Below are 14188 nucleotides of genomic sequence, written 5' to 3' on the forward strand. Positions count from 1 at the left end.
CTTATACAGGTTTTTTAATACAACTAAAATCTACCTAGTTTGTGAATAAATTTCAGCCATTGCTTGCTCTGGGTTATTGTTATTTGTAAAATCTTTATCAAATAAATTTGTAACTAAACCATCTGATGCTTTACTAAATATCATATCGTGACCAACGCATAATCCCATTGAAATATTTAACTGTGAACCTTTTTTATTTAAATAATCAGCTTGTCCTGCCGGATTGCATAATACACGCCCACTAGTTCCTCCCATAAGAGCTCCCTTTTTCATTTTTCCATGCTTGCACCCAACCGTATAAACATCGAAATATTTTGAAAAATATTGCTTCAATATTTCGGCTTCTCGTGAAAAAGTAATGCAATGTGCAATTCCTATTCGCTCAAAATTAATACCCTGCGCAAAATTCTTAATCTCTTCGATACGGTTTGAACTCATGCTGGTATAATCGAGATTGGTTTCCATTATTTTACGATATTCATCTGTGTATAAATTATCCATATTTATTTATAGTGTTTTATTACATACAAAATTAATTGTACTATTTTAATAGTTTCTATATTGAAAAACTTGATTTGTATTTATATTTTATAATAAAGAAATAGATTTTGTTAAGAGCATTCTTATTTAAAGAATAAATAATATTTCTATTTTATCAAAAAAGTTAATTAGAGCACAAAAATAACAATAGTTTACAATACAAGTATTAACAAAAGTTACATAACAACACTTATAATTCTTAACTACTTTCCTATGTTTTACACCAAAACATTGTAACTTTACATACTTCAAATTTCAATAAAAAAATAAACCTTTTAGTACTTCTTTTTTTATAACAAATGAATCTAGTAAAACTTAAGAAATCTAATAAAATTGCGTTTAAAAACATTGTAAAAACATTACCTATTATATTTAGTATGTTGTTTTTAGTGAGTATTATTACTAACGTAGTTCCAAAATCATTTTACCAAAAACTGTTTAAAGGAAACTTATTTTTAGATGCTTTAATTGGAGATCTATTAGGAAGTTTTTTAATGGGCAACCCAATTACTGGATATATTATTGGTAACGAATTGCTAAAAAGTGGAATTAGTTTAGTTGCAGTAACAACGTTTTTAGTAGCTTGGGTTACCGTAGGTATATTTCAATCGCCTGCTGAAGCTCTGTTTTTAGGAAAACGATTTGCTTTATTTAGAAATATTTCTGCTTTTTTCATGGCAATAGTTGTTGCTATTATTACGGTTTTAATAGTTAACTCTATATAGCTTATGAAAAAAAATAAAAAACAAAAGGATTCTTCTAAAAAGTGGTACTTTTTAAGTTTAGTAGTATTAATTTATGGATTTGTTTCATGGTATGCTCCAGAAAAATCATTACCAATTTTAATATCATTTATTAAGCTGTTAGGTCAGATAGCACCCATATTTCTAATTATTTATATTATAATGGTTCTTACCAATTTATATATTAATAACGAAAAGTTAAGAAAACACATGGGAGATGATGCTGGCCTAAAAGGTTGGATAATCTCTATTTTAGCTGGTATAGTTTCAATGGGATCAATTTATGTTTGGTATCCGTTATTAAAAGATTTACAACAAAAAGGAGTGAAGGATAAATTTATTGTTACATTTCTTTACAACCGTGGAGTTAAACTACAATGGTTGCCTGTTTTATTATTATATTTTGGTTGGGTTTACGCTATTACATTACTAATTGTAATGATTATTTTTTCTGTATTTCAAGGAATAATTACAGAAAAACTAATAAATACCTTTGATAAACCCAAGTACAATGGATTAATAAAAAAACAGGTTGAATAGAAAAAGGATAAAAATTTAATTACATATCTATTTCACTTACTTTTATTAAAAATGTTAGCTTTATTTAAGAAAAAAATAACATACTACTAGTTAACTTTTGATATTTTCGCATTGTGAAAGTAAAAAAGAATACAAAAGTAATATATACACTAATTCCTATTTTAGGATTACTACTACTACTTTCTCCTTGTAAGGTTCGTAATTATATACAAGAAAACCTTAATCTTCCACAAACTGAAGTTAGTAATAAAAGTAAAACTACTTTCAACAACTCTAAATGTAACAATCTAGAAATAGTAACCAAAACTATAGTTAAAACAAAAAAACTCTTTCAACAATCACCAATAATTACACCAAATTATAAGTTAACTTTTGGTGCAGTAGTGTATTGTATTAATTTTTTGCAATTACCTGTAAATAGAAGTTGTACATCTTCTAAAATTCCACTTTACATTTTATACCAAAACTTTAAAAATTATTTATAATTCGCTTTTTCTAAAAGTAACAGTATCCAGAAATAATAAACTGGAATTTTATAAATTATAGATAATTATAAATGAAACATATTAGTATAAAAAACGATGCTGGGCTTTTAGCTCTAGCGTTAAGATTAGTTGTAGGTTGGACCTATTTTTCAGCCTTTTGGAGAAGAACCGCATTAGCCAATAAATTAGACCCAGATGCTGCAGGCTATATTGGCGAAAAGTTTAATCACTTTTTACCCAATGCTTTAGGCATAAAACCAATAATTCAATATTTAGTTGAAAACCCAGATGTACTTTGGCTAAACATGGTAATTTTCACCATTATAGAAGGCGTTATTGGCTTATTTATAATGTTTGGTTTATTCACTAGACTTATGGGTTTAAGTGTTTTTGGTTTAGCAATGAGTATACTATTAGGCTCTGGCTGGATTGGCACAACATGTTTAGATGAATGGCAAATAGGAGTTTTAGGTCTCGCTTCAGGTTTTGTATTATTTTTAACAGGTAGTGGGAAATATTCTATAGATAATTATTTAATAAAACACCATTATGGTTTCACTAAAAAGAAATGGTTTAATTGGATAGGTTCAGGTATTTTGCCCATTAAGGAAACTATTTTTCCAAAAATTGTATTAATCGGTTCATTATTTATTTTTGGAATAACTTTAATAACTAACCAAGTATTTCATGGTGGTTTATGGGGAACACTTCATAACAAATCTGTAAAACCAAAATTAGAAATTACCGAAGGTAAAATTAACAACAACACATTATCTTTTGATGTGTTTAGAACCGAAGGTGTAGATGTTTATGGTTCATGGCTTATAAACATTCAATTATCTGACAGTGAAAACAATATAATTTTTGAATATACACAAGAAGATTTAGCAACTTTTAATAAAAAAAATATTTCAAACTATTACGTAGCTAAAATAAAACCTGGAAAACACAGTTTAATTATACCTTTAGGTGCAAAGGCTAAATTAAGTTTTAAAAATGAAATTTTCACTAATTTAACTAATGGAACATATACATTAAAAATGACTGACATTAGCGGTGCATATTGGCAACACAAAATTTTAAAGAAATAGAAATTATAAACTAAAAAAATAGCAGCAAAGAATATAACGTATTTGTAAGTTCTTTGCTGCTATTTCTTTTATATAAATAAAGATAACTACTAAAAATACCTTTAAAATCTAGCGTGCTAATTGCTAAACACAAATAACACCCTATTTTTATAACCTTTTATTTAATCTAACAACTCTGGATTATTAAGAATTAACTCTATTTTTTTAATAATAACAGTAATTTGATTCATTTGTAATTCTATATTTCTAAAATAAAGACTAATATCTCTATTTACCCAACTTTCTGAAATAACTCTTGCACCTAAACTAATTCTTAAAATAGCACTTTGAACACCGTTCTCGTATTTTACATTAACTGCTTGTCCAATGTGACATTTTTGAGCGGCAAGCCTAATAATTTCTAATGAAGAACCTTCGAATTGCTCCGACAAATCAGAGTTTAATAAAACATACAGTTGTTTTACTTTTTCAACCGATAATACTTCTTTATTATTTTTAATGAAGAAAGGGAAAATTGTACGAATGTTTCTTAAGCCAAACTCTTTACTATTATAGCTCTTTATTTTTGTTTCATCACCAAAAGCTGGCTCTAAAAAATCAGCTTCGTTTATAGAATCTTCAACAAAATTACAGAACATTTCAATACCCATATTTCTATATAAAATAGGGGTTTTAAAATATCTATCCATTTCAACAATAGCTGCATTCCATCGCATATATGAACCGTAATTATAGCCTTCAGATAAATTAGTTGAACAAAACCATGATGTTGGCCAATCTGAATTATTATAATAGTAATTTATACCTTCTGGCAATGTACTTTTTACGGAATGAATTGATTTACTTACACTTTCTGGTAAAATTAAGGCACCTGAATATGGAGGACCTGTAAAGTATTTACTTCCTGTTATAGTAACAATATAACCTTTGTTTAAATAATTTTGAATATCAGCAGGATCTAATCGAAGTTGTGCTGCATCCACTATTATTTGCATGGATAAATTATTAAGTGTATTTAGTTTTTTAATAAGCATATCACTAGGAGCTTGGTAACCTAGTTTAGATTGATCCATAGTATGTAACACCACTTGTCTACCCAACTCATTAGTTTTAGCTATTGCGCTAAATACTTCTTCATCAACTTCTTCAGTAGTTTTTAAATCCCCATTTTCATCTCTTAAAATAATTTTAATTACATCTACATCTCTAAAACCTTCTATTCTATCTCCTTTTTTAACTGGATAGTTTAAAGCTGTATTTTTTTCAAAATGACAACCTTTTAAAGCTGCAGGCACACCACTACCAGATTCGTCTGAAGCTACTAACACATGTGTAATATCTTTTTTGGTAATAATTTGAGTAATAGCTGCTATTTGAAGTGCAGAATCTGTTCCCGATGGTGAAAAAATTATTTGACACTCATCCTTTAATTTAAATATATTTTTAAGATTATTTTTCAGCAATTCAGAAAACTCAATGGTTGCTTTTTTAAATCCATTTTTTAAGCTATTTCTTATTAATATACTTCTAACTTTATCTGTTTTATCAAAAGCAAAATTAGATACACTTGTTGCTGTAGATGATGCAAAAGTAAATGCTTCAGGTCTTGGAAATGGTCGGCAACCGTATTTATTTAATAAATTAATTTCATCAATATTCAATCTTAAATCACCACCATCCATTAATAAATATTCTGTTGGTTTCGCTAAATTTTCAAGTATTGGTTTCCAAGATTCTTTAAATACTTTATTGTTGTTTTTTAATCCATGAAAATTTTGTAACTCTTCATATTTTAATAATAATTCTGCATTTAAATCTTCATCACTTTTAATTAAATTAATGAAAAAATCGTTAATAGATTCTAATTTTTCTTTATCGTTTTTAGGTAATAACTCATAAAATATTCTAGTTACTTTAAGCGCCGCTATATCACATAAAATAGTATCTTTTTTGTCTGCACTTAAAGCTTTGTACCATAGTTGCCATTCGATACCGTATCTTAAATAAACCAATGCTAAAACTGGTTCCATTAAAAATAACGAACCAATAACTATAGATTTATTGGGTACAATTTTAAATACTTTAGGCTCACTAACCGAAGTAATAATATTTATGTTGTTGATTTTAGGTACGGTATTAAATCTTTTTAAAACGCGAACAAGATAATTCACGTTTTCTTTTTCAAACAAACTTGTTCTTTTATATTGATCTTCAATAAGTATATTATTTTTCATACGTATTTAATTAAAACGTTCATCAGAACGAAGTTCTTTTATAGGAATATTTAATTGGTTGTCTAACCATCCTGATTTAGTGTTAGTTCTATTGTCAAACTTTGCAAAAAACGGTTTTATATCAATTAATGGCGTTCCATTTAGCATATCAACCATTTCTATATGTATAATATTATTTTCAATACTTAAAAGCTTAACTGTTGAGAATCCAATTGCATTTGGGCGTTTGGGTGATTTAGTGGCAAATATACCATGTTCTTTAGTATCCATAAAAGGTTTCACCATTAATTCGTAATCCTTTATTTTATGTAAATGATACAGAAGTGTAATATGTGAAAATTCCTTTAAATCAGTTAATCCTTCTATATATTCTGGAAACAATTCTATAAAACCTTTAACACCTTTTGAAGCAAGTGGTTGAATAGGCATACCTTTAATTGTATTAAATGGGGTATGAATTATTCCAATTGGTGTTATGGTTATTTGTTCCGATTGCATTTTTAATATTATAAAACCATTTTTATTTTTAACGATTCTTTTTTTAGCTATTTTTTAATTGTTACTATTCTAACAAAAATTAATAGTTATTTTCAACTTCAGCTGCTTCTAACATTAAATAATGTAGGTCTGTGTTTTTAATAAAAGGTTTTAACAAATCACTTCCTGGACCAAACATAGCCAACTCCACATAATCGGCTGAATGTTGCATACTAATCCACCCAACAGAATTACGTTCTTTTTGAATTTGAGCTAATGCTTTAAATGGTAAATGTTTGTAGTTATATAGACCTTCTTCAGCTTTAATAGAAGTATAATATGCTATAAGTAATTTAGCTTCTTCGCTTGTTACTGCAAAATTATTAGCATATTCAATTCGCTCTTTAACTTGAGAAATTGAAGTTTCTTTTCCAAAACCGTTTAAAATCCAATCGTTGGTATGTTTATAATTTTGAATACTATCAAATTGTTTGTTAGCTTCTTTTCCGTAAATAACTCCCGGATTTGCATTACCGTGATCTGTAGTAATTATAACAAGTGTATCTTTATCTTTTTCTGCAAAATCGATGGCTACTTTAACAGCTTCATCATGTGCTGTTTGGTCGTAAATTAAACCTGCAATATCATTACCGTGTGCTGCCCAATCTACTTTCCCTGCTTCTACTTGTAACACAAAACCTTCCTCATTGTTTTTCATACAGTCAATAGCTTTCTGTGTCATTTCCCCTAATGTTGGTATTTTTTCAGTAAGCTCTTTACTACTATTTCTATCGGCTGTATAAGGCAATCCATTAGCATAAAAAACACCTAAAATTGGTTTTTTATTGGTTGCTTCTAACATTTCATCTCTAGTTTTTACTACTTGATAACCTCCTTCTTCAAATTTTTGGTACATATCTACCTTATCCTTTCTAGAATCTGCAGAAAAATAGTTATCACCACCACCCATCATCACATCAAATTTTTGCGCTAAATATTTTTTAGCAATACCTTCTTGATCATTTCTACTTTTACTATTTACACAAAAACCAGCAGGAGTTGCATGTGTTATAGGCACAGTAGTTACACAACCAGCCATTTTACCAGCTTTTTTAAATTTTTGCCAAATTGGTAAATATTCCTCACCTTTAGTTCCAATATTTATCCCTCCGTTTTTTATTCTAAAACCACCTCCCCAAGAAGAACTTGCGGCTGCAGAATCTGTAACTATAGAACTTGCAGAAGCCATATCCATTAAGGCTCTACTCACTTTATTCTCTTTATATAACTGAAGCCAATTACTTCCTTCTCCTGTTTTTCTTGAAAGATACAAATCAGCCATATTTAAAGTTCCGATACTCATACCGTCACTTACTAAAATAATTATATTTTTTGCCTTTTTATTTTTATTTATAGTATCAAGATCTAATGTTGTTGCACCTAAATCAAAAGGATTTAATAATGATGTCCCAAGTGCAAAAAGAGATCCGTTTCTAAAAAAATTTCTTCTATTCATAAATTATCATTTTATATAAAAAAACAGCCCAAATATACCTTATTTTCAATTAATTTATGTGTTCTATGTTGCTTAAAAAAACCTTTAAACTTACTTCTAAAACTATTTTAAATTTTAAATATAAATATATAACTATTTAAAAAATAGAATTTAAATGAACTATAATGTAAAACAAACTGTTGATTGTTAAAGCCTACTACTTGTTTTTGGTAAATAAACAAAATTAAAATACATGAAACAAAAAGTATAAATATTAGATATCAATCAAAAAAATAAAAACAAATTTATTGCATTATTTCTGGGAACAATTTGAATAAATCCATTTAAAACATCATTTATAATTATAATTGGCATAAATAATTACAATAACTAATATAAGTAATTAATTTCTAGGGTTGGTTAAAGTCATATATTCTTTCTATAAATTTGAATATTCTTCCTAATATTTCAACAAAAATATAATTATAGGCCTTTACTAATAATTTAAAAAAACTATGAAAAAAACATTTATTGGTCATAAATTTCAATTACTAAATTCAAAAAAAACTGGGATTATTCTAGAATTAAATGGTTGGTGTTCTGAAAATATGATTGAAAAATATACTGTAAGTTTTGATACTGAATGTAAAATTGAAAGAATAACTAAAGAGCATATTTCCATTGAAAATAAAGTTTCTACTAAAGATTTTTACAATCGTTTAATAAGAGACATTCAATCTTCAAATAAAAAAACAAGAGAATTTGCTTCTAAAATTTTATGTGATTTTATGGAGTTCGAAATTACAGACATTAATATAAATATTCTAAAACCTGGAATTGAAAAAATTATAGAACAAATAAAAATAGAAAATAATGTTACTATTGAGCAAATACTTGTTGCTAGTCTTTTTGAATTTATTAGTTCAGAAAAATTAACTAAAAAAGAGGAAATAGAACTATTAGAAAGATTGACTGAAATTAACTCTAGTCAAATATGTAATTATTTAAATGAAGAATATTATTTAAAAATTCCGAAAGTAAAAAAGTATGTTAAACTAAATAAATTAACAACTTAAAATAATGAAAACTTACCTTGATTGTATTCCCTGCTTTATGCAACAAGCATTACGTGCAGGACGATTGGCTACTACTAACGAAAAAAAAATTAAGCTAATTCTGGATAAAACTGGTGAAATGGTAAAAAACGTTTCAATGAATGCTACACCAGCAGAAACAGGTATGATGATTTATGGCATTGTTAGAGAAGTTACTGGTGTAAAAGATCCTTTTAAAGCTATTAAAAAACAACATCTTAAAGAAACAAAAGCCATTTATCCTGAATTAGAAAAAATAGTAGCCAATTCCGATGATAAACTTCTTACTGCCATAAAAATTGCCATTGCCGGAAATATAATTGATTTAGGAGTTAGTAGAGCATTTGATATTGTAAGTGATGTAAAAAAAATATTGAAACAAGAATTTGCAGTTTTTGACTATACTGCTTTTAAAAAGCAATTAAAAAAAACCAAAAACATACTTTATATTGGTGATAATGTTGGCGAATCAGTTTTCGACAAAATACTTATTAATGAATTAAAAAAACCAGTAAAATATGCTGTACGTTCAATTCCCATAATAAATGATGTTACTTGGGAAGATGCAATAGCTTCAGGATTACATGAAGTTACAGAATTAATTGATTCAGGCTGTAAATCTCCAGGTGTTATTCTTAATCAAAGCACACCTGAATTTCTAGAACTTTTCAACACAACTGGACTTGTTATAAGTAAAGGACAAGGAAATTATGAAGGCTTATCTGATTGCAACAGGCAAGTTTTTTTCTTATTAAAATCAAAATGCCCAATTATAGCAAACCATCTTGGCATAGAAGATAACGCTATTATTCTTAAAGAACATAAAATTTAGATCCGTATAAACACTATTTACAACTATAACTTTCTTATTAATTAGTAATTGATATTACATTGTATTACCTCTATATTTTGTACCTTTAGTTAAAGATATAGAACAGTGTTTAGCAGATTGTTGTGTGAAAACAAATTAAAAAATTAATCACATGAAAATAGGAATTATAATTTGCGACAGATACAAAAATTGTGCAGGTGGAAAATGTTTTAGAGCCATGCAAAACAGAGAAGGAGCATTCGACATCTACAGTAAAAAAGAACCTTTAGAAATAGTTGGATATACTAGTTGTGGAGGATGTCCTGGTGGAAATATTGAATACACACCAGAAGAAATGATTAAAAATGGTGCAAAAACCATTCATTTTGCAACGGGATTTGTTGTTGGTTATCCACCTTGCCCCTACATATCTTATTTTAAAAAATTTATTGAAGATAAATACACTATAAAAGTTGTTGTTGGAACCCATCCTATTCCACAAAAGTATTTTACTACACATCAAAACCTTAAAACTTGGCTAACTAATAAATGGAAGGAATTAATTAAACCTACATTAGGTAATAAAGTTTTAAGAGAAAAGTATAATTAACTAAAAGCTTAAATAAAATGTATAAATTTTTATTTGGACCTGTTCCTTCAAGAAGATTAGGAATGTCACTTGGAGTTGATTTAGTGCCCAAAATAGTATGTTCCCTTAATTGTGTATACTGCGAAGTTGGTAAAACAACAGAACTAACACTTGAAAGAAAAGAGTATATAAACTATCATGAAATTATAGCAGAATTAACTTCGTATTTTAAAAATAATCCCGATCCCGATTATATTACTTTTTCTGGATATGGAGAGCCAACACTTAATATTCGAATAGGAGATATTATTAGTTTTATAAAAAAACACAAACCTACTTTACCTATTGCTGTACTAACAAACGGTACGCTATTGTTTGATAAAAATGTACAAGAATCTTTAAAAGAAGTTGATGTACTACTACCATCGTTAGATGCTGCAACTGAAAGTGTTTTTAGAAAATTAAACCGTCCAGTAAAAACGTTAGAATTAGAAAAATATATAAACGGATTAATTTCATTTTGTAAAAATTTTAAAGGAAAAATTTGGCTCGAAATATTTATTTTACCGGGTTACAATAATTCGTTAAGTGAATTAATAGCTTTAAAAAAAATCATATTAAAAATCAATCCAGATACTATTCAATTAAATAGTTTAGATAGACCCGGAATTATTAAAAGTTTAAGAAGTGCTACAAGTGAAGAATTACAGCAAATAGTTGATTTTTGGAATTTAGATAATGTAGAAATTATTTCAGCAGTTAAAGAACGAAAAAAAATACAATCCTATAGAAAAGATATAGAATCTACAATATTAGGTACAATAACACGAAGACCTTGCACTCTTGACGATTTAGAAAAAATATTAGGAATTCATAGTAATGAAATTAATAAATACCTTTCTGTTTTAGATTCAGACAATAAAATAGAAATTGTTACGCAAAAAAGAGGAGATTTTTATCAAATTAAAAAAAATAAACACTGTAAAATTTAAAACATTCTACAGATAAAACAAAAAAATTAGTAATGCCTTGTAATTCAGAATACAATTAAAATATTAGGTTCTTTAAAAATATAAATCAATGACATTTATAGATTATTATAAAATATTAGGTGTTAAAAAAACGGCAACAGATACTGAAATTAAAAAAGCATATCGAAAATTAGCTCGTAAATACCATCCAGATTTAAATCCTAACAACAAGGAAGCTGAAAAAAAATTCAAAGAAATTAATGAAGCAAATGAAGTATTGAGTTCTGCCGAAAACCGAAAAAAATACGATAAATACGGAAAAGATTGGAAACACGGAGAAGAATTTGAAAAAGCACAACAGCAACAACAATCTAATAGGCAACGCCAAAGTTATTCTAATTCAAATCAAGCATATTCTGATCAAGACTTTTCAGATTATTTTGAATCTATGTTTGGAGGTTCAAAAAGGTATTCATCGCATAATAGTAGAAAATTTAAAGGACAAGATTTTAATGCAGAATTGCAATTAAATTTAAACGATGTTTACGAAACTCATCAACAAGTATTAACTGTAAATAATAGTAAAATTAGACTCACTATTCCAGCAGGTATAGAAAATGGTCAAATAATTAAAATAAAAGGAAAAGGTGGAGATGGTCTAAATGGAGGACCAAATGGAGACCTATACATTAAATTTTCTATAAAAAACAACACAACATTTAAACGCAATGGCAATAATTTATATGCCACTGTTGATTTAGATTTATACACTGCTATTTTAGGTGGTGATATTACTACTAATACTTTTAAAGGAAAAGTTAAATTAAAAATTGTACCAGGAACTCAAAATGGAACAAAAGTTAAACTCAAAGGAAAAGGTTTTCCTATGTATAAAAAACCCAATCAATTTGGTGATTTAATAATTACATATCATGTAAAAATTCCATCAAAATTAAATGATAAAGAAAAAGCATTGTTTACAGAATTACAAAAATTAAAATAAAATGGCAACACAAGATTTAATACTAATAGATGAGCTTTGCGTACACTATAAAATAGAACTTTCTTTTTTTGAAGCATTAGACAATGTGGGGCTTATAAAAATTGAAAGAGTAGAACAAAATAAATTTATTCATCAAGATATAATAAATGATCTTGAAAAAATGATTAGACTTCACAACGAGTTAAATGTTAATATTGAAGGTATTGATATTGTATTCAATCTTTTAAAAAAGGAAATGAAATTACAAGAAGAAGTAATTTATCTAAAAAATAAATTACGCCTTTACGAAGATAATTTATAGCAAAAATAGAATTTCAAATGCCGATACTTCAACAATATCAAATGAATAGTTATGTTTCCCCCAGAATTTAGTAATAGTTTACTATAAATATGAAGCCATCCAATTAAAATAATGATGTTTACTAGCAACTAACTCACCTCCATATTAAATGTGAAAAAGCAACCAACCATTTAAAAAAACATACGTAAAACTAAAAAATTGAATTACATAAAATTAAACTGATTGATGGTTGGTGCAAGAATAAATAGTTTTGTCTTTATATTTTTTAAAACAACGTATATTTTAAATTAATAAAACGCATCATATCTTCTACTTCAAGTGAAACTTCTTCAATAATCACTTCTATTTCTCCACCAAAAAGTTTTCCCATAACACCACCATTCATAGTTGACACAAATACTTGCCCGTCTGATTTCTCATAAACGGCAAATGATTTAGGCATCATATTACCAATCTTTTTTCGATCATCAGCTTTTAACATACGAGCAGAATAACCTCCGTGGCAATATTTAATAATTTTAAAATTACCAATCTCAAAACCTCCATTTTCAGTTACTTCTTTATTTTGGTCAATAATACCAGTAACGTTCCAACCATCTTTATTATTAATTCGTTGCGTAATTACATGAACAGTTTTTTCAAAGTTATAAGGACTTTTAAATTCCTTTACCATCATTTCACTTGACGATATGGATATTGTAATACCTGTAAATATAATTCCTACTATAAACCCGAAAGCAACGGATACAATTGTTAATACTTTTGTTTTCATTTTATTTTTAATTAAATTTTTATTGATTAATCTTCCTTTACACAAATTTCTCCTTGTCGCACTTTTCCTATAGTAACCCAGGTAACAAATACAACTGTAATTAAGGCAATTGCCAACATTCCAAATGCTAAATATTTATAAATAGTAACAGATGAAACTTGGTAAGCAACAACAGATGCCAAAGTAATTGCCATTAGTGGAAATGTAAATGCCCACCACGAAATAAAGAATTTTAGTTTTTTAAAGCTTTTATATAAGAAAAGTATTAGAGCAACAAAAAAGTAAGCTATAAACAACAAAAACACAGCGAAATTATCCCAACTTTGAGAAATACGGATATATGCAATAAACCCAATTGCAGGTGGTGCAATTAAAATAAAAAGTGTAGGAATAAATTTTTGTGGTAATTGATAATGAAATATTGCTCTATTTAAAAAAATTGTAAATAGTATTATCCAAAAAAAGAATCCAATTGCAAAATAAACAAATGAAAATGCTTTAGGCATATATTCAACTCCGGCTACAGGAACTAAAATATTACCTACTACTGGTATAAACCACGCTGGATTCATAAACTGAATTTCAAAATTGTGTTGTATCCAAAAGCTTATAGTATGAAGCATAAAATACGTATGCAATATAACTCCAACCCACCAAAAAACAAGAGACAGAAAAGGCCAATAAGTCATAAATGCAATGGATAACAATAAAAATGAAATAGATATTGCTGAAAAGAAATTAATGCGAATTCTGTGACGAAAATCTTTTTGTACCTCATCAAAATGTTTTAAAGCTTTTCTACCGTATGTAAACAGAAAAAATAGAAATAAGCCTGTTGTGCAAAACAATAAGCTATCATATAATACTTTAGGCAACCATTGCATATGATAAAATTTACCAAACACAATAGTTAACCCCGACAATCCCATAATAATTGCAAATGCAGTGATGGGAAAATATTGAAGTTTTTCATTTTTCATAATAATATAGTTTTAAAGGGAAAAATTCCACTTTATTAAAATTTGATTTTTTGTTTATAATT

General features: G+C 27.4%; 16 protein-coding genes. 10 read left to right on the plus strand and 6 right to left on the minus strand.

The window, feature by feature from the left end; all coding sequences use genetic code 11:
* Positions 1–30 precede the first annotated feature (30 nt).
* Positions 31–465 carry a DUF1847 domain-containing protein gene (locus tag R3X25_RS02100; RefSeq protein ID WP_317671374.1) on the minus strand — a complete coding sequence of 145 codons (435 nt, stop codon included), beginning with the start codon at positions 463–465 and terminating at the stop codon, positions 31–33.
* 374 nt (positions 466–839) lie between these two features.
* Here R3X25_RS02100 and R3X25_RS02105 point away from each other — a divergent pair, with 374 nt between their 5' ends.
* The 4 genes from R3X25_RS02105 to R3X25_RS02120 all read left to right on the plus strand — a co-directional run bounded on the left by R3X25_RS02105 (position 840) and on the right by R3X25_RS02120 (position 3399).
* On the plus strand, positions 840–1265 hold the full coding sequence (locus tag R3X25_RS02105; protein ID WP_317671375.1) for a hypothetical protein: 426 nt from the start codon (positions 840–842) through the stop codon (positions 1263–1265).
* Between the two features lie 3 nt (positions 1266–1268).
* The gene (locus R3X25_RS02110; protein WP_317671376.1) at positions 1269–1823 is read left to right on the plus strand and encodes a hypothetical protein; all 555 of its coding nucleotides are present in this window, start codon (positions 1269–1271) and stop codon (positions 1821–1823) included.
* 113 nt (positions 1824–1936) lie between these two features.
* Complete coding sequence (locus R3X25_RS02115; protein WP_317671377.1) at positions 1937–2308, plus strand: hypothetical protein; 372 nt, start codon at positions 1937–1939, stop codon at positions 2306–2308.
* A 71-nt stretch (positions 2309–2379) separates the two neighbouring features.
* Positions 2380–3399 carry a TQO small subunit DoxD gene (locus R3X25_RS02120; protein ID WP_317671378.1) on the plus strand — a complete coding sequence of 340 codons (1020 nt, stop codon included), beginning with the start codon at positions 2380–2382 and terminating at the stop codon, positions 3397–3399.
* Positions 3400–3560: 161 nt separating this feature from the next.
* On the opposite strand, the gene R3X25_RS02125 is transcribed toward R3X25_RS02120, so the two are convergent.
* From R3X25_RS02125 to R3X25_RS02135, 3 genes are all read right to left on the minus strand, one after another.
* Positions 3561–5633 carry a hypothetical protein gene (locus R3X25_RS02125; protein ID WP_317671379.1) on the minus strand — a complete coding sequence of 691 codons (2073 nt, stop codon included), beginning with the start codon at positions 5631–5633 and terminating at the stop codon, positions 3561–3563.
* A 6-nt stretch (positions 5634–5639) separates the two neighbouring features.
* Positions 5640–6131 (minus strand): tRNA (N6-threonylcarbamoyladenosine(37)-N6)-methyltransferase TrmO, encoded by a 492-nt coding sequence (gene tsaA, locus R3X25_RS02130; RefSeq protein WP_317671380.1) that lies wholly within the window; start codon positions 6129–6131, stop codon positions 5640–5642.
* Positions 6132–6210: 79 nt separating this feature from the next.
* On the minus strand, positions 6211–7626 hold the full coding sequence (locus R3X25_RS02135; RefSeq protein WP_317671381.1) for an alkaline phosphatase: 1416 nt from the start codon (positions 7624–7626) through the stop codon (positions 6211–6213).
* Between the two features lie 494 nt (positions 7627–8120).
* On the opposite strand from R3X25_RS02135, the gene R3X25_RS02140 reads away from it, so the two are divergent.
* From R3X25_RS02140 to R3X25_RS02165, 6 genes are all read left to right on the plus strand, one after another.
* The gene (locus R3X25_RS02140; protein ID WP_317671382.1) at positions 8121–8681 is read left to right on the plus strand and encodes a hypothetical protein; all 561 of its coding nucleotides are present in this window, start codon (positions 8121–8123) and stop codon (positions 8679–8681) included.
* Positions 8682–8685: 4 nt separating this feature from the next.
* Positions 8686–9531 (plus strand): damage-control phosphatase ARMT1 family protein, encoded by an 846-nt coding sequence (locus R3X25_RS02145; RefSeq protein WP_317671384.1) that lies wholly within the window; start codon positions 8686–8688, stop codon positions 9529–9531.
* A gap of 151 nt (positions 9532–9682) precedes the next feature.
* The gene (locus R3X25_RS02150; protein ID WP_317671386.1) at positions 9683–10120 is read left to right on the plus strand and encodes a CGGC domain-containing protein; all 438 of its coding nucleotides are present in this window, start codon (positions 9683–9685) and stop codon (positions 10118–10120) included.
* Between the two features lie 17 nt (positions 10121–10137).
* The gene (locus R3X25_RS02155) at positions 10138–11091 is read left to right on the plus strand and encodes a radical SAM protein (protein WP_317671388.1); all 954 of its coding nucleotides are present in this window, start codon (positions 10138–10140) and stop codon (positions 11089–11091) included.
* A gap of 88 nt (positions 11092–11179) precedes the next feature.
* On the plus strand, positions 11180–12073 hold the full coding sequence (locus tag R3X25_RS02160; RefSeq protein ID WP_317671391.1) for a J domain-containing protein: 894 nt from the start codon (positions 11180–11182) through the stop codon (positions 12071–12073).
* A 1-nt stretch (position 12074) separates the two neighbouring features.
* Complete coding sequence (locus R3X25_RS02165) at positions 12075–12374, plus strand: chaperone modulator CbpM (protein WP_317671393.1); 300 nt, start codon at positions 12075–12077, stop codon at positions 12372–12374.
* Between the two features lie 265 nt (positions 12375–12639).
* Here R3X25_RS02165 and R3X25_RS02170 read toward each other — a convergent pair whose 3' ends face one another.
* Positions 12640–13146 (minus strand): DUF302 domain-containing protein, encoded by a 507-nt coding sequence (locus R3X25_RS02170; RefSeq protein ID WP_317671395.1) that lies wholly within the window; start codon positions 13144–13146, stop codon positions 12640–12642.
* A 26-nt stretch (positions 13147–13172) separates the two neighbouring features.
* Entirely contained in the window at positions 13173–14126 is a 954-nt protein-coding gene (locus R3X25_RS02175) for an SLAC1 anion channel family protein (protein ID WP_317671397.1), read from the minus strand.
* Between the last annotated feature and the right edge of the window lie 62 nt (positions 14127–14188).

Source organism: Lutibacter sp. TH_r2 (assembly GCF_033101135.1).
Lineage (GTDB): Bacteria > Bacteroidota > Bacteroidia > Flavobacteriales > Flavobacteriaceae > Lutibacter.